Source organism: Paucibacter sp. B2R-40 (assembly GCF_025717555.1).
Classification (GTDB): Bacteria; Pseudomonadota; Gammaproteobacteria; order Burkholderiales; family Burkholderiaceae_C; genus Paucibacter_A.
In genome coordinates this window covers 216,343-237,915 of record NZ_JAJIRP010000006.1, presented here as the reverse complement: position 1 = coordinate 237,915, position 21,573 = coordinate 216,343, and the positions used below count along the sequence as shown (strand labels likewise).

20 protein-coding genes and 1 pseudogene are annotated in these 21,573 nt (G+C 62.5%); 10 read left to right on the top strand and 11 right to left on the bottom strand.

The window, feature by feature from the left end; translation table 11 throughout:
* Positions 1-8: 8 nt before the first annotated feature.
* Positions 9-1,625 (top strand): PEP/pyruvate-binding domain-containing protein, encoded by a 1,617-nt coding sequence (locus tag LNV09_RS14160; protein ID WP_263557716.1) that lies wholly within the window; start codon positions 9-11, stop codon positions 1,623-1,625.
* A gap of 27 nt (positions 1,626-1,652) precedes the next feature.
* Here LNV09_RS14160 and LNV09_RS24860 read toward each other — a convergent pair.
* The 4 genes and pseudogenes from LNV09_RS24860 to LNV09_RS14145 form a co-directional block, all read right to left on the bottom strand.
* A pseudogene (locus LNV09_RS24860) lies at positions 1,653-1,799 on the bottom strand (DUF8817 family protein); the annotation flags it as partial.
* 872 nt (positions 1,800-2,671) lie between these two features.
* On the bottom strand, positions 2,672-4,081 hold the full coding sequence (locus LNV09_RS14155) for a bifunctional enoyl-CoA hydratase/phosphate acetyltransferase (protein WP_263557715.1): 1,410 nt from the start codon (positions 4,079-4,081) through the stop codon (positions 2,672-2,674).
* A gap of 188 nt (positions 4,082-4,269) precedes the next feature.
* Complete coding sequence (locus LNV09_RS14150; RefSeq protein ID WP_263557714.1) at positions 4,270-4,890, bottom strand: DVUA0089 family protein; 621 nt, start codon at positions 4,888-4,890, stop codon at positions 4,270-4,272.
* Between the two features lie 23 nt (positions 4,891-4,913).
* The gene (locus tag LNV09_RS14145; RefSeq protein WP_263557713.1) at positions 4,914-6,605 is read right to left on the bottom strand and encodes an alkaline phosphatase D family protein; all 1,692 of its coding nucleotides are present in this window, start codon (positions 6,603-6,605) and stop codon (positions 4,914-4,916) included.
* Between the two features lie 257 nt (positions 6,606-6,862).
* Between LNV09_RS14145 and LNV09_RS14140 the strand changes: the two genes are divergently transcribed.
* Positions 6,863-7,318 (top strand): hypothetical protein, encoded by a 456-nt coding sequence (locus tag LNV09_RS14140; protein WP_263557712.1) that lies wholly within the window; start codon positions 6,863-6,865, stop codon positions 7,316-7,318.
* Positions 7,315-8,223 carry a DUF2145 domain-containing protein gene (locus LNV09_RS14135; RefSeq protein ID WP_263557711.1) on the top strand — a complete coding sequence of 303 codons (909 nt, stop codon included), beginning with the start codon at positions 7,315-7,317 and terminating at the stop codon, positions 8,221-8,223. The genes LNV09_RS14140 and LNV09_RS14135 overlap by 4 nt, the downstream gene beginning before the upstream one ends.
* Here LNV09_RS14135 and LNV09_RS14130 read toward each other — a convergent pair.
* A complete protein-coding gene (locus tag LNV09_RS14130) occupies positions 8,220-8,825 on the bottom strand; it encodes a YqiA/YcfP family alpha/beta fold hydrolase (protein ID WP_263557710.1) in 606 nt (201 codons plus the stop codon). The two genes, LNV09_RS14135 and LNV09_RS14130, sit on opposite strands and share 4 nt — an antisense overlap.
* A gap of 251 nt (positions 8,826-9,076) precedes the next feature.
* Between LNV09_RS14130 and LNV09_RS14125 the strand changes: the two genes are divergently transcribed.
* The 3 genes from LNV09_RS14125 (at position 9,077) to LNV09_RS14115 (ending at position 13,900) form a co-directional block, all read left to right on the top strand.
* On the top strand, positions 9,077-11,818 hold the full coding sequence (locus LNV09_RS14125; protein ID WP_263557709.1) for a zinc-dependent metalloprotease: 2,742 nt from the start codon (positions 9,077-9,079) through the stop codon (positions 11,816-11,818).
* A 191-nt stretch (positions 11,819-12,009) separates the two neighbouring features.
* Complete coding sequence (locus LNV09_RS14120) at positions 12,010-13,014, top strand: transporter (protein ID WP_263557708.1); 1,005 nt, start codon at positions 12,010-12,012, stop codon at positions 13,012-13,014.
* A 34-nt stretch (positions 13,015-13,048) separates the two neighbouring features.
* The gene (locus LNV09_RS14115) at positions 13,049-13,900 is read left to right on the top strand and encodes a GNAT family N-acetyltransferase (protein WP_263557707.1); all 852 of its coding nucleotides are present in this window, start codon (positions 13,049-13,051) and stop codon (positions 13,898-13,900) included.
* A 23-nt stretch (positions 13,901-13,923) separates the two neighbouring features.
* Here LNV09_RS14115 and LNV09_RS14110 read toward each other — a convergent pair whose 3' ends face one another.
* Genes LNV09_RS14110 through LNV09_RS14100 form a run of 3 tightly spaced genes read right to left on the bottom strand, consistent with a single transcriptional unit; the run spans position 13,924 to position 16,851 of the window.
* A complete protein-coding gene (locus LNV09_RS14110) occupies positions 13,924-14,148 on the bottom strand; it encodes a DUF350 domain-containing protein (protein ID WP_263557706.1) in 225 nt (74 codons plus the stop codon).
* 44 nt (positions 14,149-14,192) lie between these two features.
* A complete protein-coding gene (locus LNV09_RS14105) occupies positions 14,193-15,800 on the bottom strand; it encodes a DUF4178 domain-containing protein (RefSeq protein WP_263557705.1) in 1,608 nt (535 codons plus the stop codon).
* Between the two features lie 7 nt (positions 15,801-15,807).
* Positions 15,808-16,851, bottom strand: a complete 1,044-nt coding sequence (locus LNV09_RS14100) for an SPFH domain-containing protein (RefSeq protein WP_263557704.1) — start codon at positions 16,849-16,851, stop codon at positions 15,808-15,810.
* A 108-nt stretch (positions 16,852-16,959) separates the two neighbouring features.
* On the opposite strand from LNV09_RS14100, the gene LNV09_RS14095 reads away from it, so the two are divergent.
* Both LNV09_RS14095 and crcB read left to right on the top strand, forming a co-directional pair.
* Positions 16,960-17,445 (top strand): molybdenum cofactor biosynthesis protein MoaE, encoded by a 486-nt coding sequence (locus LNV09_RS14095; protein ID WP_263557703.1) that lies wholly within the window; start codon positions 16,960-16,962, stop codon positions 17,443-17,445.
* A complete protein-coding gene (gene crcB / locus LNV09_RS14090) occupies positions 17,442-17,819 on the top strand; it encodes a fluoride efflux transporter CrcB (protein WP_263557702.1) in 378 nt (125 codons plus the stop codon). Before LNV09_RS14095 ends, crcB begins: the two co-directional genes overlap by 4 nt.
* Positions 17,820-17,963: 144 nt before the next feature.
* On the opposite strand, the gene LNV09_RS14085 is transcribed toward crcB, so the two are convergent.
* On the bottom strand, positions 17,964-18,713 hold the full coding sequence (locus LNV09_RS14085; RefSeq protein WP_263557701.1) for a PEP-CTERM sorting domain-containing protein: 750 nt from the start codon (positions 18,711-18,713) through the stop codon (positions 17,964-17,966).
* 253 nt (positions 18,714-18,966) lie between these two features.
* On the opposite strand from LNV09_RS14085, the gene LNV09_RS14080 reads away from it, so the two are divergent.
* Complete coding sequence (locus LNV09_RS14080) at positions 18,967-19,197, top strand: hypothetical protein (protein ID WP_263557700.1); 231 nt, start codon at positions 18,967-18,969, stop codon at positions 19,195-19,197.
* Positions 19,198-19,307: 110 nt separating this feature from the next.
* Positions 19,308-20,303 carry a collagenase gene (locus LNV09_RS14075; protein WP_263557699.1) on the top strand — a complete coding sequence of 332 codons (996 nt, stop codon included), beginning with the start codon at positions 19,308-19,310 and terminating at the stop codon, positions 20,301-20,303.
* 48 nt (positions 20,304-20,351) lie between these two features.
* Here the strand turns inward: LNV09_RS14075 and LNV09_RS14070 are convergent, their stop codons facing one another.
* Positions 20,352-20,843 carry a YciI family protein gene (locus tag LNV09_RS14070; RefSeq protein WP_263557698.1) on the bottom strand — a complete coding sequence of 164 codons (492 nt, stop codon included), beginning with the start codon at positions 20,841-20,843 and terminating at the stop codon, positions 20,352-20,354.
* A 42-nt stretch (positions 20,844-20,885) separates the two neighbouring features.
* Entirely contained in the window at positions 20,886-21,542 is a 657-nt protein-coding gene (locus LNV09_RS14065; RefSeq protein ID WP_263557697.1) for a PEP-CTERM sorting domain-containing protein, read from the bottom strand.
* Between the last annotated feature and the right edge of the window lie 31 nt (positions 21,543-21,573).

Below are 21,573 nucleotides of genomic sequence, written 5' to 3'. Positions count from 1 at the left end.
ATGCCGCAATGAAAGTCGGCACGAACGCCGAATTGTTCTTGATTGGCTGCCCAGGCCAGACGACGGTCGCTCAGACCAGCCCGCAGCGCTTGGGCTTCAAGGCCTTCAATCTGCTACGCATGGCCGAGCTGGGCTTGCCGGTGCCACCGGCTTTTGTCCTGGGCACGCGCTTTTGCGCCGATGCTGATCTGCGGGCCGAGGCTGCGCAGCCTGAAGTTTGGGCGCCGGCCTTGCAAGCCCTGGAAGCTGCCAGCGCGGGCCTGCGCTTTGGGTGTGCGGCCCGGCCCTTGCTGCTGTCGGTGCGCTCCGGCGCACCGGTGTCCATGCCCGGCATGATGGAAACCCTGCTCAATATCGGCCTGAACGACGAGACCGTGCAGGGCCTGATCCGCCAGACGGGCAACCCGCGCCTGGCCTGGGATGCCTATCGCCGCCTGATCGCCAGCTTTGGCGAGGTGGTGGCGGGGCTGCCGGCCGCCTTGTTCGAAGATGAATTGACGCTGCTCTGTGCCGGGCGCGACGAGCGCCTGCTCGACTTTGCCGAGCTGCGGGGACTGAGCCGGCGCTATTTGCAGCTGTTTGCGCAGGCCGCCGGCCGGCCTTTCCCGCAGGCGGCTGAAGCGCAATTGCAGCAGGCCATCGCTGCCGTGTTCGATTCCTGGCAGTCCGCCAAGGCTTGCAGTTACCGCGCCGCCCACGGCATCAAAGACACGATAGGCACGGCGGTGACGGTGCAGGCCATGGTGTTCGGCAATGCCGGCGCACGCTCAGGTGCCGGGGTCGGCTTCACGCGCGACCCGCGTAGCGGCGAGGCCACGCTGTGGGTGGATTTTTTGTTCAATGCGCAGGGCGAAGATGTGGTGTCCGGCCGGCGCAGCGCGCAGGGGCATGAGCAGTTGCAGCAGGTCTTGCCGCAGGTCTGGGCCGAGCTGCAGCAGGCTTGCACGCGGCTGGAGCGCGAGATGGGCGATATGCAGGACTTCGAGTTCACCGTGCAGGATGGCCGTTTGTACCTGCTGCAAACACGTGACGGCAAGCGCACGCCGCAGGCCCAGGCGCGCATTGCGCTCGATCTGCTGAGCGAGGGCGTGATTGATATCGCAACGGCGCGGCGGCGTTGCGAAGGGCTGGACGCCGAGCGCTTGCGCGTCAGCCTTGTGGTCAGCCCGGAAGGTCAGCCGCTGCAGCCCTTGGCCCGCGCTCAGGCGGCCAGCAGCGGCGTGGCGATGGGGCAGATCGTGCTGGACGAAGCGGGCGCGCGTGCTGCCCAATCGGCGGGCTTGCCGGCAATTCTGGTGCGCCGCGATGCCGAGACCAGCGACAGCGCAGCCTTGGAGTTGACGCTGGGTCTGTTGACGCAGAACGGCGCGCGCACCTCGCATGCGGCGGTGGTGGCGCGCCAGATGGGCAAGGTTTGTCTGGTCGCGTGCGAGGGCTTGACCGTCGACGAAGCGCGGCGCGAGATCCGCATCGGCGAGACGCGCTTGGTTGAGGGCGATTGGCTCAGCCTGGATGGCAATGAAGCTTGTATCTATGCCGGCCAGGTGCAGACCGAGTGGTCCTGCCCGGCGGAGCTGCTGGCCGAGTTGGCTGAACTCAGGCAGGAAGTGGCGGAAGCGGCTTGAGAACGACCAGGCAAGAGCCTTATGTATTTACAACTCTTGCCCGATCCGAATCAGTGAGCCGTCTTCATCAATGACGGCAAACTCGCGCTTGTCCCAGGGCTTGTCTTCCAGCGCTGTCATGCGCGGAATGCCATGCTTAGGTAAGCCGGCCTTGGCAAACTCGGCATAAAGCGCATCAACGTTTAGAACCCTGAATTAGCAGCCAAAGGACGATTCTTCGGGAATCAGGGACTCGTGTAGAAGGAAGTGAACCTCGAGCGAGCCACGGTCAGCAATCGCGTAGTCGTCGGATGGCGAAACGACTGCGCAGTCGAAGCCAAGCCGGCGCTAAAAGGCAAATGTGCTCGCCATTGATGTGGAGCGGAGCGGAGGGATGGCGATGTCATGGCTTTGCATAGACAACGCCTTGCGACTCTTGCCGCTAACGGTCCTGTTGATCAATCGCTTCCAGGCGTGATTGAACGACTGTGGATCCAAAAGCATTCACGAGCTGACTTTAGCGAAGGAAAATGCACGCTCTGGAAAAGGGCTGTCGTCGGGGCCTCTACAACTTTCCTTGGACTGGCGTCCAGAATTTCAACGCTGATTACAACGCCGCGCTCAACGTCGATTCGAACCAGCGCCCAACCATACGGCATAGAGTCCAACTTAAATGACTCCGGAAGATCGGGACTTCCCAATTCGTCGCATTCAACGCTGTTACGTACGTAATCAGGTTCTGGCCTGACAGGCTCTAGGCCTGGCGCAGTGGTGCAGCCTGCAAAAAGAATTGACAGCCCTGCGGCTGAAAAAATCAGACGGTGCATGACATTCCTTTTGTGGCAAACCAGAACAGACAAGGACAGCTTGTCAGCGCAGCGCCGCTACGTGGGTGGGCTTGCGGGCAGCGAGGACCATTGGAACCAGTTCTGTGTCAGGCGCAATAGCCATCAACGCAAGCGTTTTGATGTGTGCAGCATATATTGCCACATTGTTTGGACGTTATGTTCAGGGTTTCCAGCCTTGTTGTCTAGCCCACTTTGACTTCAGCCCGCTAAGAACTTGAGCTAGTCCTTGGTGGCGCGCGCCGCCAGCACCGCCAAGCCCACCGACCCCAGCCGCGTGCGCAAGCTGTCCGTGCGCCCGCTCATCGCCACGGGCACGCGCGCACCCAGCACGACGCCGCAGCTGGCCGCACCGGCCATGTATTCGAGCAACTTGGCCAAGAGGCTGCCCGATTCCAGGTCGGGTGCGAGCAGGATGTCGGCGTCGCCGGCCACCGGCGAGTTCAGTCCCTGCAGGCGCGCCGCTTCCAGATTGACGGCGCTGTCAAAGGCCAAGGGACCGTCCAGAATCGCGCCCTCGATCTGGCCGCGCTGCGCCATCTTGCACAGCGCTGCTGCGTCCAGTGTTGAAGTGATGCGCTCGGTGATGGTCTCCACCGCCGACAGCAAGGCGACCTTGGGGCAGGGCACACCCGCCGCTTTCGCCAGGCCTATCGCCAGACGCAGGATGTCGGCCTTGGCGTCCAGATCGGGACGGATATTGATGCCCGCGTCGCTCATGAACAGCGGCTTGGCATAGCTGGGTATGTCGAATCGGTAAACATGCGCCAGTCGCTGGCCGGCGTGCAGCGCAGGTGTCGCCTGGACCGCCGCCAGCAGCTCGTCGCCGCTCAAGCTGCCTTGCGCCAGCATGTCCAGCTGGCCCGAGGCCGCCATCGCACAGGCCTGTTGGGCGGCAGCATGGCTGTGCGCCGTGGGCTTGAATTGGCAACCGTGCAGATCCAGCCCGAGCTGCTCGGCCAGCGCGCGTATGCGCTGCTCGGGCCCGATCAAGGTGGGCGCTATCAGGCCGCGCTCGGCACCCAGCAATGCGGCGCGCAAGGCGTCTTCGCTGCAAGGGTGCACCACCGCGCAGCGCAGCGGCGTGGCCAGCTTAATCTGATTCAGCCAAGCGTTCATGCGCGCTTCGGCATCGAACAGAAAATGCATCTCGGGCAAGGCCGGGCGCGGCCGCTCGATGCGCGTGCGCGGGGCCAGCACGGTGGCCAGGCCGCTGATGACGGTCTGGCCTTTTTGGTTATCGGCTTCGCAACCGAGTTTGACGACGCCGCTGTCGTCGTTCTTCTCCAGCACGGTCAGCACAATGGTCAAGGTGTCACCAATGTGCACCGGACGCGAGAAGCGCAGCGTCTGCTCCATATAGATGGTGCCGGGGCCGGGGAACTCATTGCCCAGTACCGAGGAGATCAAAGCGCCGCCCCACATGCCATGCGCGATCACGCCGTGAAAGCGCGTGCTCTCGGCGTACTCGGCGTCGAGATGGGCCGGATTGACATCGCCCGAAACGAGGGCAAAAGCCTGGATATCGCTGTGTTTGAGCGTGCGCACCAGCCGAGCGCTCTGGCCCAGAGCCAGCTCGTCATAGGTGCGGTTGCGCATCCAGTCGCTGCGCAAGAGGTCGGGGGCGTTCATGGGCGGCTTGCTCCAAAGGACATGAAGCGATAGCTTGGATTTGCTTCATGTCAGGCGCGTGACGCTGCGGCTGGCCCCTGGACTTGCTGCTGCTTCGCTTGAGCTGGATCAAAAAGAACGGGGCTGCGACCCGTTTCGGTCGCAGCCCCGCTCGGTGGGCTTGCCTTCTTGCTTGCCTGCTTGCTAACTCAAGCTTTGCGCTGACGGCGCTGGCTCAAGCTCAGCAGGCCGACCAAGCCCAGGCCCATCAAAGCCCAGCTGGCGGGCTCGGGCACCACGGCAGCTTGGTCCACCGAATTCAGCTTGACGCTCCACAGGCCGCCCTTTTGGTCGGGGAAGTTGGGGTTGCTGCTGCTTTGCGTCCAGTCGGCAATGGCCACAGGCGTGCTGCCGTCCAGCGTAAAGCCGGCCGACAGCATTTGGCCCTTGGCGTAGTTGTCGGCGGCGCTGAGCGTGAGCAGATATTGACCCTTGCTCAGACCGGCCTGCTGGATGCCGGCGTCGAGCGAGCCTTGGCCGGGGCCGATCTGGTCGTTGTCGTCCACCTCGGTGATCAGGCTGTAGTCGTTGCCCGATTGGGCCCAGAGTTGCAAGACCGGGTCGAAGTTCAGGCCGGCGGCCCAAGAGTCAGTCCAGGCCTTGAAGTCTGCACTGTCGGCGTCCAGGCTGAAGCTGATGCGCACCACGTCGGTGTTGTAGACGGCGTTGCCGGAGAAGCCGAAGTCGGCTGCTTGGGCGGATGACACAGCGGCGGCTGCGAGCAGCGCGCTGCTCAGGGCGAGTCGGGCGAATGATTTTGAGATCTTCATGGTTTTGATTCCAATTCGTGAGGTCAAGGCGCCAGCGCAGGCGGGTTGGCCCGGTTCGGTGTTTGAGCGGCGGGTGTCAGGCGGTTGGCGCCGTCCACCACCTGGAAGGCGGTGGCAAAGGTCTGCACATTGCTGACGCTGGCGACGGTGTCGACATACCACCACTCGCACACGCAGCGAGTGGCGTCGGCGTCGATCAACATATAGCCGCGCTTGTCGAGGTTGATGTACTTCAGGTGCGGGTTGGCCGGTGCCAGCGCTGCGATGGTGCCGGCTGCTTGCGCTGGGTTGTCCACGCCGGGCGAAGAGATCGAAGTGCCGACGAATTCGACCGCGCGCGAGCCTTGGCCCGTGACCTTGTCGTAGCCGCCGGTAGCCACGTTGGCATTGTTCGGGTCCTGGCTCAGATCGGCCGCCCAGCTGCTGTGGATGTCGCCCGTCAGGATCACGACGTTGTTGACCGGGGCCTGGCCAAGGCTGCTGTTGCCCTTGAGCACGTCGTAGACGCGGTCGCGGGCGGGCTGGTAGCCGTCCCAGGCGTCGGAGTTGAAGAACACGCCGCCGCCGGCCGAATTCGGCGCGCCTTGCACCTTGACCTGGGCGAACATCACGCCTTGGCCGAGGAACTTCCACTTGGCGGTGCTGCTGCGCAGCTTGTTGAACAGCCAGGCTTCTTCGCTGGCGCCGAGCAGTTGGCGGGCCGGGTCCAGATAGGCACCGGCTTGAATGAAGTAGCCGCTGGCGTTGCCGATATTCGTGCCCAGCTGGGCCGAACGGCCATTCAGGCGCTCTTCCAGCATGATCAGGTCGACCAGGTTGCCGAAGGCATAGCTGCGCGCGTTGTTGCGCGGCTTGGCTGGGTCGACCACGCGCACCGGCATCCACTCGTAGTAGGCTTGCAAAGCCGCGCCGACACGGGCGGCCCAAGCGCCTTCGCTGGCCTGATGGTTCTCGGCGCCGTCGACATAGGCGTTGTTGGCGGTCTCATGGTCGTCCCAAATCGCAACCAAAGGATGCTGGCGGTGCATGGCTTGGGAGTCCGGGTCGCGCTTGTACTGGGCATGGCGCATGCGGTAGTCGGCCAGCGTGACGATCTCGTTGGTCGGCTCGGGCGTGCGCACATTGCCATATTGGCCGGCGCCGTATTCGTAGATGTAGTCACCCAGGTGCACGACCATGTCCAGATCGGCCCGCTCGGCGATGCGGCGGTAGGCATTGAAGTAGCCATAGGCATGGTTGGAGCAGCTGACCACGGCCATGCGCAAATTGCTGACGCCGCCGACCGGCAGCGTCTTGGTGCGGCCGATGGGCGAGATCACGCCGTCAACCGAGAAGCGGTAGTAATACGTCGTGTTGGGGCTCAGACCCAGTGCGTCGATCTTGACCGTGAAGTCGCGCTCCAGAATCGCCTTGCTGCGGCCGCTGGACACGATTTGCGTGAAGGCCGGGTCCTTGGCGATTGAATAATCGACCACTTGCGCGCTGCGGCCATTGGTCGGGGTGACGCGGGTCCACAGGATCACGCGGTCGGACAGCGGGTCACCGCTGGCCACGCCATGCTGGAAGTTGCTGCTGATGGCGACCGCTTCAGCCGTGCCGGCCAAAGGCAGCAAGGGCGCGGCCACCAAGGCAGCAGCGGCCGAGCCAGAGCTCTTGAAGAAAGCGCGGCGGCTGCTGCCGACGCGAACGGGCTTGATGATGGAGGGGCGACCCATGATGGACTGTCCTTGTGCTTGTTTGGCGCCGCGAGTGGGGGAAGACTTGCGGGCGTTGCGGAAGATGCCGCTTGCTTGATCCGAACGGTGCTGGCAAGCAGGCTCGGATCGCGGCGACTGTAGGGGCGCTGTGTGACCTTATGGTGCTGATGGACCACGGCATTCGGCAGGGGGTAGCAAGGCTGAGCTGCCGCAAAGCCTTGCTACCATGGCGGCCAACTTCGCCACCAGGTACGCCGATTCCGGGACGTCTCAATATGAATACAAGCTTTGTACTTAAACAGTCTTTGGCTGCCGCGCTGCTGCTGAGCCTGTCTCTCTCGGCCTTGGCCGCCAGCTCGACCGCTTCCTCTGCCTCCGAGGGTGCCAGCAGCGCAGCCAGCAGTGGCTCCAAATCTTTGGAGGCGTCCAGTGGCTCGTCGACCAAGGGTGACAAGGTCGCGGCCGGCAACTACAAAATCATCGACGTGGCGGCCGCCGCTGACCGGCCCGGCATGGTGCGCGTGCACTTGCAAGCGGCTGCCGATGACTTCTACTTGGTGCTGCCTGAGCCGGCCTTCGAGAAAAGCCAGCTCGTGGCGGGTCAGCTCGTGACGGCGCGCCAACATGCTTACGGCCTTGAGTTTGCCAATCACCAGACCCAGCAGGCTTTCTTCCTGGTGTTGAGCGATGAGTGGTACCGGGAACTCGATAGCAGGGCCGTCGTGCTTTGAATCGGGCCCTTGGACTGCTGGCGCTGCTGCTGGTCGGCTGCAGCGCAGCGCAGGCCGGGGGCTTGCGCTTTTGCGAGCAGCCCAAGCAGCTCAACGCCAGCCAGCAAGACAAGCAGCTGCGCTTCATTGCCATCGTCAAAGACGAGCTGGAACGCAGCGGGCAGGGCGTCGCGCTGGTGTCGCGCGCCGGCACCGACCTGAGTCGCTTCGAGATGCGCTATTCGCACGCCGGTTTGGCATTGCGGGACAGCGACAACACGCCTTGGTCGGTGCGCCAGCTTTACTACGTATGCGATGAAGCGGCCCCCAAGCTCTACGACCAAGGCCTGGCTGGTTTCTTGATCGGGGCCAATCAGGCCGAGCTGGGGTTCTTGTCGGTGGTGCTGTTCCCGCCTGCCGAAGCCGCAGCGATAGAGCGCGCCGCGCTGGACAAGCGCAGCGCCTTGCAGCTGCTGGCGCCCAATTACAGCGCCAATGCCTACGCTTTCAGCACACGCTATCAAAACTGCAACCAATGGGTGGCGGAGTTGTTGGCGGCCAGCTTGGGCAATTTGGGGCAGGGCGCGGTCGAAGATGTTCGCCCGCAGGCGCAGGCCTGGTTGAAGGCGCAGGGCTACCGGCCCGCGCTTTTCGACATCGGCTTCACACCGCTGCTATGGGGTGCAGCCGCCTTTATCCCCTGGGTGCATAACGATGATCATCCGGCCGACGACCTGGCAGCGGCCCGCTACCTCGTCAGCATGCCGGCTTCGATCGAAGGCTTTGTGCAGCAAACCATGGCCGGCGCGCAGCGCATCGAGTTTTGCCATAACGGCCGGCATGTGCTGGTCCGGCGTGGCTGGGGGCCGGGTCTGGCCGAGGCCTGTGTGGCCGAGGCGCAAGACACCGTCATTGAATTGAATTAGGCCAGACCCAGAAAATCGCTCAACTCGGGCAAATAATCGTCAAAGTCCGACAAGCCATGGTCGCTGCCTTCCAGCAGCTTGATGCGGCAGGCCAGATAGCGCTGGCGCATCTCGCGCCAGTCCAGCAACTCATCACCCTTGGCGATCACGGCCAGCAAACGCTGCGGGCTGCTGGTGACCGGCGTGCTCAGCGCTAGCAGTTCGGCAATGAATTCCGTGCGGAAGAAGAAGCGCTCCAGCGGGTCTTGCCAGCAGCTTTGCTCGCCGATATAGCTCTCCAGGTCACGGGCCGGGGCTACGGCCGGGTTCAAGAGCACGACCCGGCTGCTTTGAAAGCGCGGCCACTCGGCCAGCACGGTGGCATAAAAACCGCCCAATGAGCTACCCATCAGCGCGCCGCCCTGGCTCGGCCAGTCTGCCGTCAAGGTCTTCAGCAAGGCCATTGCCTCGGCAGGTGAGGGCGGCAGCTGCGGGCAGGCGAACACCAGCTCGGGCTTGTGCGCGCGCACCCACTCGGCCATGCGCATTGCCTTGGCCGAGCGTGGTGACGAGCGAAAGCCATGCAGATACAGCAGGTGGGTGGTTTTGTGTTGGGCAGGCATGGCCGCAGTCTAAATGGCCACGTGCGGGGCTCGGTCGGTTTCGGGTAAACCCTTTGCTTGGTGACTAAATGCGACGAATGGCGGTTCGCTTTGTGTGAACCACGCTCGGCGACGTTGACGGCGCGCGGCGGCTGGTTCACAGTGGCCGACTTTGTTTGCCGAGCGTGCCTCACTGATGGGCGCCGGCGCTGCCGATTTTTCGGGCTCATGCCATGTTGGTGAGCCTTGTGCAATGTTCCAGGATGGTCTGAATGACTTCATATGAATCGCCGCTAGTTTCCCGCCGTTTGAGCCTGTCTGCCGTGGCTGCGGCCGTGGCCTTGCTGAGCGCTTGTGCCACCACGACGCCCGAGGGCGCAGCGCCGGCTGCGCCGTCAACGGCCGCCAGCCCAGCCAGCCCTGTGGCGGCAGCCGCTCCTGCTTCCGCCGCGTCGGCGCCCAATGCAGCCGCCAAGCCTCCGGCCGATCCGGCCGCGCCCAAGCCTTTCGCCGAAGTCAGCAAAGACGCCAAGGTGCAGGCCGGCTTGTTCCCGATCTGGCGCAAGGACGAAAAAGTCTGGCTCGAGATTCCAAAGGCGATGATTGGCAAGCCCTTTTTGTTCACCGTCAATATCGCCAGCGCGATCGGCGAGCGCGGGCTTTACGCCAGCCAGATGGTGGCCGACCAAATGGTCGAGTGGCGTCGGATCGGCAACCAGATTCAATTGGTGGCACTGAACACCGCTTTCCGTGGCGAGGGTGGCGGCAAGCTGGCTGTAGCCCAAGCCTTCTCGCCGAGCTTGCTGGCGGCCGGCCCAGTCGGCAGCGCCGAGCATCCGCAGACCAAATCGATCTTGGTCGATGCCGGCATATTCCTGACCGACATCCCCGGCCTGTCCACAAGGCTGGAAGCGGCCTACCGTCTGCCCTATGCACCGGACCGCAGCAATTCTTCTTTCGAGGCCTCACGCGCCGATGCCAAGCTGAGCACGCTGACCGCGCGCATGCACTTCTTCACGCCGCGCATCCCCGCGCCGCCGCTGGTCGCGCCGCCGGCACCCGTGCCCACACCGCCGCAGACCACGCCCGATCCGCGCAGCATGTTCTTCAGCTTCGTCTACAACTTCCAGGCGCTGCCCGACCTGCCGATGCCGGTGCGCAAACTGGATCCGCGCCTGGGCCATTTTGGCGAGTCTTATTCCGACTTCGGCAGCGACAGCAAGGCCAATGTGCGCGTGCACATGGTTAAGCGCTGGCGCCTGGAAAAGCAAGATGCCAATGCCGAGTTGAGCGAGCCGATCCAGCCCATCACCTACTGGCTGGACAAGAACATCCCGCCCCAGTACCGCGCTGCGGTAGAGGCCGGCATCCTGGAGTGGAACAAGGCCTTCGAGAAAATCGGTTTCAAGAACGCCATCCACGCCAAGCAGCAGCCCGATGATGCCGATTGGGACAATATGGACTCCGGCCACGCCTCGATCCGCTGGTTTGTGGGCGCCGATGTGGGCTTCGCCATTGGTCCCAACCACGCCGATCCACGCACCGGCGAAATTCTGGATGCCGACATCGGCATGAGCGATGTTTTCGCGCGCGGTTCGCGCCGTTTCATCAACGATGATCTGGGGGCTTCGCCTGCTAGCCCGGCTGTTTCGGCGCTGGCGCTGGACCGTCGTGGCCACCAGCATGGCGCCGCCGACTATTGCAGTTATGCCAATGAGTCCGCCGCCGAAATGGGCTTTGCGCTCGATCTGCTGGAAGGCCGTGGCGATATGGCGCCCGACAGCCCCGAGGCCGAGGCCTTTGTGCAGGCCGTTATCAAGGACGTGATCACGCATGAGGTCGGCCACACGTTGGGGCTCAAGCACAACTTCAAGGCCTCCACCTCGGTCAGCCTGAAGCAGTTGCAGGACAAGGCCTATACCGAGAGATACGGCATCTCCAACTCGGTGATGGACTACAACGCCTACAACTTGTCGCTGAAGGGCGAGCCGCAGGGCAGCCTGACCAACACGACGCTGGGTGCCTACGACTACTGGGCAATTGAATACGCTTACAAGCCTTTGCCCGCCGAGACCGAAGTGGCCGATCTGGCCAAAATCGCTGCCCGCAGCACCGAGCCGCAGCTGGCCTATGCCGATGACATCGACGCCGGCGTGGGCGGCCCGTATGACGGTTTCGACCCGGACGCTAATCGCTTCGATCTGGGCGACGACCCGCTGGCCTACTTCAAGCGCCGTTTGGCGCTGAGCCAGGAGCTGTGGGCGCGCGTGCAGGACCGCAAGCCGGTGGTCGGCGGCGACCCGCTGCGTGACCGCCGCTCCATCGTCGAGAGCTTCCGGCAACTGGCCCGTTCGGCCGAGTTGACCGGCAAGTATGTCGGCGGCATGCACGCGCTGCGTGATCTGCCCGGCAGCACCGGCCGTCCGGCCTTCAGTGCCGTCGAGCCTGCGCGTCAGCGTGAAGCCTTGAAGTTCATCTCGACCGGCTTGCTGTCGGCCAACTCTTTCCGCTTCCGCCCCGAGTTCCTGGCCTCGCAGACGCTGGACTACAACGAGTGGGAGCGCGTGCAGCTGTCGATTCCGGCCGCCGTTGGCGCCGTGCAAGCGACCGTGCTGGACCGGCTGATGTCGGCCAATACCGCGCGCCGCCTGATCGATATGCCGGCCTTTGTCGGCGAGAAGGAACGCAAGGGCTTGGTCTCGCTGTCCGAGGTCTATAGCACCTTGAACGCGGCCGTTTGGAGCGAACTCAAGACCGGCGCCGAGATCGACGGCATGCGCCGCAATCTGCAGCGCGAGCATCTGAAGCGCTTGCAGGCGGTGCTGACGCGCGGCGGCGGCCCCGGCCTCTTGGCCGATGCTTATGCGATGGTGCGCTTCCATGCGGTGCAGTTGCAGTCTGATTTGCGGGCGGCCTCGAGCAAGGGCGGGCTGTCGATTGAAACGCGCGCCCATTTGGCCGAAAGCCTGGACACCTTGAGCAGCGTGCTCAAAGCCAATATGCAGCGCAGCTGATCGTTAGATAAATCAGCTCTGGAAGGGCCGGCGCGGCTGCGTCGGCCCTTTTTTTATTGCACCGCACAAGTGCCCGCTTTACTTGCCTGACAATCGGGCCCGCAATGGCTTGCGAATAAGGCCGCCAGGAGTCTGTGGTGAGTCTGTGACGGGCCTGCAATGGGCTGTGCTGGTCTTTGGGGAAGGATGCAATGAATTATGTGTTTGGCGCTGTCGACAACGCCTTGATCTGCGGCTTTGTGCTGGCTCCCGGGCGGGCCGGCCGGCCCATAGGCTTGGCCGAATCCCTGAGCTGGTTGGCGCAGGGGGCTGAGCAGACCGCCGATGAGTTCATCTGGCTGCATTTCAACCTCACCGACACCACGGCCGAGAAATGGATGCAGGCCAATTTGAGCCTGCCGCCGGAGTTTTTTGAGGCGCTGCGTGAAGGCTCGCGCTCGACCCGCATCGAAGACGCGTCCGACAACCTGATCGCCGTCGTCAACGATGTGGCCTTCGAGTTCTCGTTTGATCCGTCCGAAATCGCCACGCTGTGGGTCAATGTGAGCGAGCGGGTCTTGGTCAGTGCGCGCGTGCATCCGCTGCGTTCGATCGACCGCTTGCGCCAAGCAGTCAAGGACGGTGCGCGCTTCAGCTCCAGCGTCGAATTGCTGAACCATTTGATGAATGACCAGGGTGACGTGCTGGTGCGCATCGTGCGCGAAGCGACGCTGCAGGTGGACCATATCGAAGACGGTTTGCTGGTCGGGCGCTTGCAGCAAAAGCGCGGCGAGCTGGGCAAGTTGCGGCGCGTGCTGGTGCGCTTGCAGCGCTTGCTGGCGCCCGAGCCGGGCGCGCTGTTTCGGCTCTTGCGCCTGCCGCCACCTTGGGTCACGGCCCATGATCTGGACGAGCTGCGCCAGGCGACCGAGGAGTTCTCGCTGGTCATCCGCGACCTCTCCGCACTGCAAGAGCGCATCAAGCTCCTGCAAGAAGAAATGGTCGCGCAAGTGGGCGAGCAAACCAATCGCAGTGTTTTTACCTTGACCGTGGTGACCGTCTTGGCCTTGCCCATCAACATCATGGCCGGCATGTTCGGCATGAATGTGGGCGGCATTCCCTTGTCCGATCATCCGCATGGCTTCAGCATCTTGGCGCTGGTGGTGCTGGGGTTCACGGCGGTGGCGGGGTGGCTGGCGTTCAGGAAGAAGGATTGAGAAAGGCGCTGCTGTGCCACATGGCGGCAGCCCCATGAATAGGGTGACCAAGGGCCTCGCGATGACGAACGAGCAGCAACTTTTTGAAGCCTACCGGGCCGACCGACAAGACCATGACATCGAGGGATTCCGCCTCGAAGTCTTGCCGCATCTGCGCCGCTATCTGCCGCACAGTGACAGCGCCGACGCCGAAGCGCTGCTGTGCTTTTCGCGCTTGAGCGCCGGCCAAGAGGCCGGGCAGATTCGCGAGCAGATCGACTACTTTGAAGCTCGACGGCAAAATTTCGAGTGGAAGCTGTATGGGTTTGAGCAGCCCGCGGCGCTCAAGCAATTGCTCGAAGCGCAGGGTTTTGTGGCCGACGAGCCCGAGCTTTTCATGCTCTATCCCTTGCTTGAACACTTGCTTGAAAACACGCCCGCGAAGGCCTCTGCGAATGTAGGCTTGCCTGCCGGCGTGAGCCTGCGCCGCATCGTTGATCCGCTGGATTTGGATGATGTGCTGACCGTGCAGGCCCAAGTCTGGGGGCGCGACTTTGAATGGCTGCGCGCCAAGCTGGCAGCGAGCCTGCACAAGCCCGAAGACATGAGCATGTTCTGCGCCTACGCCGACGGTCAGCCCATAGGCACGGGCTGGACCGACTACCCGCCCGGCTCGAGATTCCCGGAGTTGCACGGCGGCTCGGTGCTGCCCGCCTGGCGCGGCCGGGGTGTCTATTCGGCCTTGTTCAATGTGCGTTTCAACGAAGCCCGTGCGCGGGGCTTTGAGTGGATGGCAGTGGACGCGTCCTTGATGAGCCGACCTATTCTGGAGGCCATCGGCTTCAAGCCGATTTGCCAGACCTGGCCGATGCGCTATCGGTGCCGGCCGCAGCCAGCAAGCCGCTGAGCGGTGTTGGCCAAGGCCATTCCTCAACCGTGAATCGCTGCCGCGACGATCAGCCCGATCGAGATACACATCGCCGCCACCACGATGGCCAGCGCGACATTCTTTTCCTCGACGATTTCTTCCCACAGCTTGTAAGGCGTCAGCTTGTCGATGATGACAAAGCTGATCCAGAACACCAGCACGCCGATCACGGCATACAAGATGGAGCCCAGCACAACGGCCGGGCGTAACCATTCAAATCCACTCATAGGGTTCTCCTTGAAATCTGATTGCTAAGGTGCGGCCGAAAAATTCATTTGTGGCCGCCGCCGCCGCTGCCCGAGCCGCCGTAGGAGCCACCGCTGTAGGACCCACCCCCGGGATAGATACGCGGGCCGCCGCTACGCAGGCACTGCGCATATTCGGTACTCGCTTCCCCGAAGTTGTCCTTGTAGCTCTGGCAGTCATCGCCGCTGCAGGACTTCACCAGCATGAAGACAAAGAACAGCGCGAACAGACCGAGCACGAAGTTGCGCACAAAGCGCGGGTCCGTGCCTCGGCTGCTGAGGCTGCCGGCATCGCGTGTCAAACCGGAGCCCGCGTCCGCTGCCAGCTTGAAGGCTTTGGCGACTGCGCCGGCATCGATCTTTTGGCCCAGACTCCAGGTGACTTCCTTGTCGGTCTGCTCGCGACTGAGCAGTGCACCCGGATTGCCCGAGGCGCCTTCGTAGTCGCTGATCAAGGCTTGTTGTTCACGCTCGACTTGCCAATAAAACTCGCCCAGCACATGAGTGACCTTGGCTCGGTAGGTCCAGCGTTTTTTGAAACCCTTGCCCTGCCATTGGACCTTGTCGCCGCTGCCTTGCGGTGAGCCGGTCAGCGGGCGCACCAAACTCCAACCTTCCTCGGTGTCCACCAGAAATGCAAAGCCCTCCAGCTTGTTGAAAAGCAAGTACTCGCGCCAGAAGGTCTGCTCGTCGTCGCTGCCTGCAGCTGGCAAGTCGCAGCGCTCTTGGTAGCCGAGCACTTGCCAGGGGCGCTGCGAGCTTCCGTCAAATGCCAACTGACCAATAGCGCCGAGCGGAATCTGCGGCTCGCGGCCGCCATTTTCTTGCGCGTAGTGCCCCAGATCGGCAGACAGGCCTTGCGAGATGTCGACCACTGCCTGGCATTGGCCGCAAACGATGGCCTTGCTGATGGCCAACTTCGGCGTCAGCGCCGCACCGCAGCTGGGGCACTCAAAGCTGCGTGCTTTGAACGCGGCCTCTTGTTTGTCTTCTCGCAGGCCGTACATGGCCAGTTCTTCAAAGCGTACCGGCCGGCCCAGTGACCATTGAACGGCGCCGGTTTGAAAAAAGTCCAGCGTGCCGACTTCGTTCTTGTCATTGCGCAGCTCGGCCAGCCAATGCGCTGTTTGCAGCTCGGGCGGGCGCGGCAACTCGCCTTGCGCGGCCAAGACCTTGACCTGCGTCAGCGCCGCTACCCGCCAACTCTGGCCAGCCAGCACCAGCAAATCGCCCAGCACCAGTTCATGCGACTGCGGCGGCGCTTCGCTTAAGGTGGCGTCAAAGCTCAGCACGAATTGGCCGTTATCTTCGCTCAGCCAGCCGCTCTTGCCCGAATCAAACAGCACATGCCATTCGTTCCAGCTGTCGCCGCTATAGCCCAGCTGCAGGCGTCCAAGCACAGAGAAGGCCTCGCCGGCGAAGCGGCCGCCGGCACCCAGCTGCAGCGGCGAATAGTCAGCCAGCAACTCGGCGCTGATGCCGATTTTGCGCAATGCTTCACCGTCGCGCAGCAGGCTGCTGCGGCAGAAGCTGCAAACCGCGCTGGCCGAAGCCGCCGACGCGAACTCAACCTGAGCGCCGCAGTTCGGGCAGGCCGCGCTCCAGCGGCGCTGAGAGGATGCCGGTTGACTCAAAGGAGAATCAGCCGAGCTTCTTCAGCAGTTCGGCCTTCTTGGCGGCGAACTCCTCGTCGGTCAAGATGCCCTTGGCCTTCAGATCACCAAGCTTTTCCAGCAAGGCCATGATGTCATCGGCGGTTTGTACCGGGGCGGTCGCCGCTGCAGCTGGGGCAGCATGACCCGCCAAACCGGCTTGCAATTGCTGCGCCATCACCTGACCCATGGCAAGACCTGCCCCCAGGCCCATCGCGTCACCGGCCACGCCACCGCCGCCGCCGCCATTGCCGGCCCCTTCAGCAAACTTGGGGATCGCTTGCGCGGTTTGGTACTGCATGAACTGGCCCATGTTCTGGCCAATCATGCCCATGCCTATTTTCTGGTCGAGGATCTTTTGCAACTCCTCGGGCAGCGAGACGTTTTGCAGCGTCACGCTCTCCAGCTTCAGGCCAATTTTCTCGAACTCTGGCGCCGTGACGGTTTGCAACTGTTTGGCAAATTCCACCTGATTGGCGGCCAGGTCAAGAAAAGGGATGCCGGCCTGGGCGACCGCGTCGCTGATGTGCTGCAGCATCATGCCGCGCAGTTGGCCGTCCAGGTCTTGCACGCTGTAGCGCTCGCGCGTGCCGGAAATCTCGGTGTGAAACAGTTTGGCGTCACCGATGCGATAGGCGAAGTTGCCAAAGGCGCGCAAGCGCACCGCGCCAAAATCCTTGTCGCGAATCGTCACCGGCTGCTGGGTGCCCCAGCGCTGATCGATTTGCTGGCGGGTGCTGAAGAAGTAGACATCGCTCTTGAAGGGTGACTCGAACAGCTTGTCCCAGTTCTTCAGATAGGTCAGGATCGGCAGCGTCTGCGTCGTCAGCTTGTGCATGCCGGGCCCAAACATATCTGCAACCTTGCCTTCATTGACGAAGACGGCGACCTGCGACTCGCGCACGGTCAGCGAGGCGCCTTGCTGGATTTCCATATCAGCCATGGGGAAGCGCCAGGCCAGCGTACCGTCGGTGTCTTCGGTCCACTGAATAATGTCTATGAACTGTTTCTTGATGAAGTCCATCAGTCCCATGGCGTGCTCCTTGGTTGTAGGCGTGCGCAGCAGTATGCGACATCTGTGGCCGGGTTTTACTCCCTCCTGTGGGTGATTTTCACCGTCGGGTGCAGGCACAATTCCGCCATGAAGAAAATTCCCCGTGTCAGCATTCAGACCGAAGACTTTGATCTGGGCGCGCAAACGCTGGCCCTGCGTGGGCAAGACGGCGGTATAGGTGCCGTGGTGGCTTTTGTCGGCACCGTGCGAGATGCCAGTCATGGCCAGAACGTCAGCGCCATGGAGTTGGAACATTACCCCGGCATGACCGAAGCGGCGATCGAGCGCATGATTGACGCGGCCTTTGCGCGCTTTGATATTCGCGCCGCGCGGGTGATTCACCGCGTCGGCGCCTTGTTGGCCTGTGATCAGATCGTGTTGGTGCTGGTGGCCTCGGCGCATCGCGGTCAGGCTTTTCAGGCCTGCGAGTTTTTGATGGACTATCTGAAGACGCAGGCGCCGTTCTGGAAGAAGGAAACCACGCCCGAGGGCGCCCAGTGGGTCGATGCGCGAGACAGCGACGACGCGGCGCTGGCGCGCTGGGGCTTGGTCTCGAGCAACGCCCGCGTATGACGACGGCGATATTCCTGCAGGCGGCGGCCGTCGCCGGTGGTGCGGCCGTCGGGGCGTTGGCGCGTTGGGGCACAGGTCTTTGGCTGAACGCCAGCTATGCCGGCTTTCCGCTCGGTACCTTGGCCGTCAATCTGGTCGGTGGATTCTTGATCGGCATGGCGATGGCCTGGTTTGGCCGCAGCCCCAACGATTTACTCAAGCTCTTACTGGTCACCGGCTTTTTGGGTGGGCTGACCACTTTTTCGGCCTTCTCGGCCGAGTCCTTGAGTCTGCTGCAGCGCGGCCACTACGGTCTGCTGCTCACGCATGCCGGCGCCCATATGCTGGGCGGGCTTGCCTGCGCGGCCATCGGGATGCGGCTATTGCGGGCTTGATGGCAATCAGCAGGCATTCAGCGCGGCTCGACCGGGCTGCTTTGAGCCCCAAAAAAAAAGGCTCGTCCATGAGACGAGCCTTTTGCTTATGCGGCAGTGCGGACGGGCCTTGGCAGAGGGGGATCTGCCAAGGCCGCCTGCGAATCAGCCTACGCGACGACGCTTGGTGAAGGCCAGGAGTGCCAGGCCAAGCCCGGTCAAGGCCAACGAAGCGGGCTCGGGCACCACGCTGATGTTCAGGTTGTCGATGCTGACCCGGTCGTTACCTGTGAGGTTGGCGGTGCGAAAGCCGATCTTGTCAAAACTGCTCAGGTTTGAGGTCAAGTTCGAGAAGGTATCGGCGCCGGTCAGCTGCACACGCTCGGTTTCGCTGGGGTTAACCCAGAGCTTGAAACTGTCGTAGTTTGCGCTCTTGCCGGTTTTTTCCAGCAAGCCCATCAGGTGGTACACGGTGTTGTTACTGATGTCGAAGTTATTCGCGAAAGAGCCGGCGCTGCCGCTGCCGCGCACAAACAAGTCGTTGCTGCAGTTGCCGCCGCAGTTGGCCTTCAAGCCGATATTGGGACCGTTCGAGTTGCCGAACCACAGGGCGGCAAAGTCGTTGCTGCTCAGTACGCCGCTGAAGCTGAGGTCGAATTCCACTCGCACTGCAGAGCTAATGCTGTTGTTCAGCTTTCGGGTGGCTGCGTTTTCGTTTGTGCCGCTGAGCAGCAGCTGGCCATTCTGGAAGCTGGCGGCCGCAGTGGCCCAAGCATTATTGCCCCAACCCAGGCCGCTGGTGGCGCTGCTGAAGTCGGCCGAACCGACGGTCAGCAGAGCAGGCGCGGCAAACGCTGTGGCAGCTGACAGCGTCAGGGCAACAGCAGTTGCGAGGGTGCGGAGTTGGGTTTGCATAAGACTTATTCCAGTTAACAGGGGAGGATAGCGACCACATTCTTGAAAGCCGGTCAATCCCAACTTCCTGCGATGTCTGCATTGTCTGGTGTGCAAGCGGGCAATTGGGCTCTCGATCCCCCTAGTTTGAGGGGGTGAAAGAGGCGGCATCCCCCCAAGCAAGGGGGGCATTGCCGCTTGGACGGCCAGGGTGCCGGGCTTGTTGGCAACAGCGACTCGAAGCTTGGCGCCAGCGCTGCGCTGGAATACCAGCATGTGGCGCAATCACCCTTGCACCAGCTTCGCTGGCTTTGCGCTCGGTATGCCGATGGCCCATCTGGCCGCTTGGCGCGTGATCGGTATGGCCATGGCTTGCAATGGCCACGGCCCAATGATTTATTTGGTCGCCGATTTGTTGGGCGTGCTGAGCACCTTTGGGCCAACTCGGCCGAGTCATTGGCCTTGTTTCAGCACGGCCTTGCGCATGCACGATCGCTTGCGCTGAGCTGCGCGGTGGTTTACGGGTTTGCTCGCTGCTCCGTGATTCAAATACAACTTATATTTCAGATATATTAGTGATTTGGACGCATGAGCGGGGAGACAGAGTTGAGCACGATGAACCAATTTGCGGCTGCCGGCACGCTTGCGTGCAGGGATGTTTGTGTGGCCATCAGCTTGCTGCTGAGCCTGGGATTCTTGGCGGCGACGCAAGCGGTTGCCGCTGAAGTCCATACCGCAGTTGAAGTCAAGCCAGTCGCGGTTGAGCTAGGCGGCACGGACCAGGTCTTGAGTCGCGGCTATCGCTGCAGCGCCACGCTGGACTTGCGCTCCCAAGCCTTGAGCCCCCAGCAAGAGCAGGCCATCTGCCAAGAGTTGGCCGATATCGAGGCTCGCTTTCACCGGGTGTTCGGCACCGAGGGCAAGCCGGTCAAGCATGACTTGAACAACTCCTTGCGCGCCAATATTTATGCCTCTGCCGATGAATTTATTCGTTATGCGGGCGCGCATTTCAATATGCCGACGAATAACGGCGGCATGTACCTGGAAGGCCTGCCCGAGCAGACCGGCAATCGCGCCGAATTTGTTGCCAACCAGAACAAGGACGGCAGCGTGCGCAATCTTGGGCACGAGTATGTGCATTATCTGGATGGGCGCTTCAACCTCTATGGTGACTTTTGCGCCAATCTGCATGACTCCCATGAGCCGCCGGAGAATTGCGCCAAGCCAGCGCCGCAAACACCCTATCTGATCTGGTGGACCGAAGGCGTGGCCGAGTACATCGCGCGCGGCGCCGATCACCCCAGAGCCTTGAAGTTGGCCGGCAGCAAGGTCTTCAGCCTGAGCCAGTTGTTTGACACCGGCTATATGAGCAATAGCGGCGATGAGCGCGTCTATGCTTGGGGTTATTTGGCCGCCCGCTTCATGCTGGAGCAGCAGCGCCCGCGGCTGGAGCAGATGTTGAGCTTCACGCGCAGCGGCGACTACCCCCGCTACCAAGCCTTGCTGCGCGGCTGGGGCAGCAGCTTGGACGCGGAGTTTGCGAAATGGTTGGAGAGTTTGAATTCTGCGCCTACCCAGACGCAGCCGCATACGCAGACAGCATTGAAGTAGCGCGGCATCGCAAACCTCGTTCGCTGAATCAATCCGAGTGAGGTGGGCTCAAAAGCTCTTCTTCGCCAGTTTCTTGTGCGCGTCATTCACCAGCATCAGCGCCGCCGAGCCGTAATACTTGTGATACTCGGCCACCATCTCGCCGCTGCTGATGACGGGGTCGGTCTGAGTCAGCTGCTTGGCTTCTTCGATGTCGCTGACGGCCAGGATGAACAGGCCGCGCCAGCCGTCCACGCCGTCAAAAGGCCCGGCCAGGGCCAACTTGCCCTCGGCGGCCAGGCGATTGATATTGGCAAAATGCCCTTTGAACATCGCGCTGCGTTCTGCGCCAGCAGGCATGGGCGATGGCCCGGTTTTCAGGACCACCAGCACATACTTTTTCATGCCGTAGTCGTCAGCGCCGACGGCACTTGCCATTTCAGCGTTGTAGATCGGACTGGTCGTACTTGTGGTGCTGAGGGCCGCTGAGGGTGGCTGCGCCTGGGCGAGCGCCAAGCCCCATGGCAAGCAAAGGGCTAGGCTGGCGAGAAGCATTCGCATGGCTGACATCTCCATTGAGTTTGCAGCCATGCTACGCCACCCTCAGGCTTGGCAGCTGCGGCGTTGCCGCAAAGCCAGCAGCCCCAATCCGGCCAAGAGCAGCGCTGCTGGCGTGGGCTCAGGCACAGCAGCGGCCAGACCCAGGCTGAAGTCCTGCACGGTCGGGAAGACTGCCAAATTGCTGTCGAACAAGGCGATGTCAAAACTCGTCAATTGATCGGTGCTGATAAAGCCCAAGAAGCCGCTGGCGCTGGACAGATCCAGCTGCTGCAGGTGCTGGCCGCTGGCATCGGTAAGCGTGATGTTCAGGCGCGCATCAGCCCAAGGTTCACCCAAATAGGTGGTGGCGAGAAAGTTGCCGCCAATGGCGCGCACGCCAGCGTTGAAGCCATCAAACAGCAGATGCGCTTGGCTGCGGTTGGCTGACAGCCAAACCGCGCCGTTCTCCCCCTCCACCGGGTAGAACTGGTTCTCGATGCCGTCCAGCGCGCTGACGCGGTAGGCCTGGTCGCCGGCTTGGCGCAACAGCGGACCGCTGAGCGCCTCGCCGGTGCTGAGGCCTTGAAAGCTGTCGCTGCCCAGGCCGCTGCTGGCGGCCTGGAAGGCAGCTTGCGAATGGAAGACCAGGATTTCCGCCTGGGCGGGCAGGCTGAGCATGGCAGCGGCTGCCAGTGCAATGAGGGTGTTGCGTGGTTTCATGGATTTTCTCTCTGAAGAGTAGGCGACGCCT

Bases quoted from the DNA above. Each gene is read 5' to 3' on its own strand.
- LNV09_RS14160 (WP_263557716.1), top strand. From the start codon at position 9: ATGAAAGTCGGCACGAACGCCGAATTGTTCTTGATTGGCTGCCCAGGC.
- LNV09_RS14155 (WP_263557715.1), bottom strand. From the start codon at position 4,081: ATGAACGCCCCCGACCTCTTGCGCAGCGACTGGATGCGCAACCGCACC.
- LNV09_RS14150 (WP_263557714.1), bottom strand. From the start codon at position 4,890: ATGAAGATCTCAAAATCATTCGCCCGACTCGCCCTGAGCAGCGCGCTG.
- LNV09_RS14145 (WP_263557713.1), bottom strand. From the start codon at position 6,605: ATGGGTCGCCCCTCCATCATCAAGCCCGTTCGCGTCGGCAGCAGCCGC.
- LNV09_RS14140 (WP_263557712.1), top strand. From the start codon at position 6,863: ATGAATACAAGCTTTGTACTTAAACAGTCTTTGGCTGCCGCGCTGCTG.
- LNV09_RS14130 (WP_263557710.1), bottom strand. From the start codon at position 8,825: ATGCCTGCCCAACACAAAACCACCCACCTGCTGTATCTGCATGGCTTT.
- LNV09_RS14125 (WP_263557709.1), top strand. From the start codon at position 9,077: ATGACTTCATATGAATCGCCGCTAGTTTCCCGCCGTTTGAGCCTGTCT.
- LNV09_RS14120 (WP_263557708.1), top strand. From the start codon at position 12,010: ATGAATTATGTGTTTGGCGCTGTCGACAACGCCTTGATCTGCGGCTTT.
- LNV09_RS14115 (WP_263557707.1), top strand. From the start codon at position 13,049: ATGAATAGGGTGACCAAGGGCCTCGCGATGACGAACGAGCAGCAACTT.
- LNV09_RS14110 (WP_263557706.1), bottom strand. From the start codon at position 14,148: ATGAGTGGATTTGAATGGTTACGCCCGGCCGTTGTGCTGGGCTCCATC.
- LNV09_RS14100 (WP_263557704.1), bottom strand. From the start codon at position 16,851: ATGGGACTGATGGACTTCATCAAGAAACAGTTCATAGACATTATTCAG.
- LNV09_RS14095 (WP_263557703.1), top strand. From the start codon at position 16,960: ATGAAGAAAATTCCCCGTGTCAGCATTCAGACCGAAGACTTTGATCTG.
- crcB (WP_263557702.1), top strand. From the start codon at position 17,442: ATGACGACGGCGATATTCCTGCAGGCGGCGGCCGTCGCCGGTGGTGCG.
- LNV09_RS14085 (WP_263557701.1), bottom strand. From the start codon at position 18,713: ATGCAAACCCAACTCCGCACCCTCGCAACTGCTGTTGCCCTGACGCTG.
- LNV09_RS14080 (WP_263557700.1), top strand. From the start codon at position 18,967: ATGTGGCGCAATCACCCTTGCACCAGCTTCGCTGGCTTTGCGCTCGGT.
- LNV09_RS14075 (WP_263557699.1), top strand. From the start codon at position 19,308: ATGAACCAATTTGCGGCTGCCGGCACGCTTGCGTGCAGGGATGTTTGT.
- LNV09_RS14070 (WP_263557698.1), bottom strand. From the start codon at position 20,843: ATGCGAATGCTTCTCGCCAGCCTAGCCCTTTGCTTGCCATGGGGCTTG.
- LNV09_RS14065 (WP_263557697.1), bottom strand. From the start codon at position 21,542: ATGAAACCACGCAACACCCTCATTGCACTGGCAGCCGCTGCCATGCTC.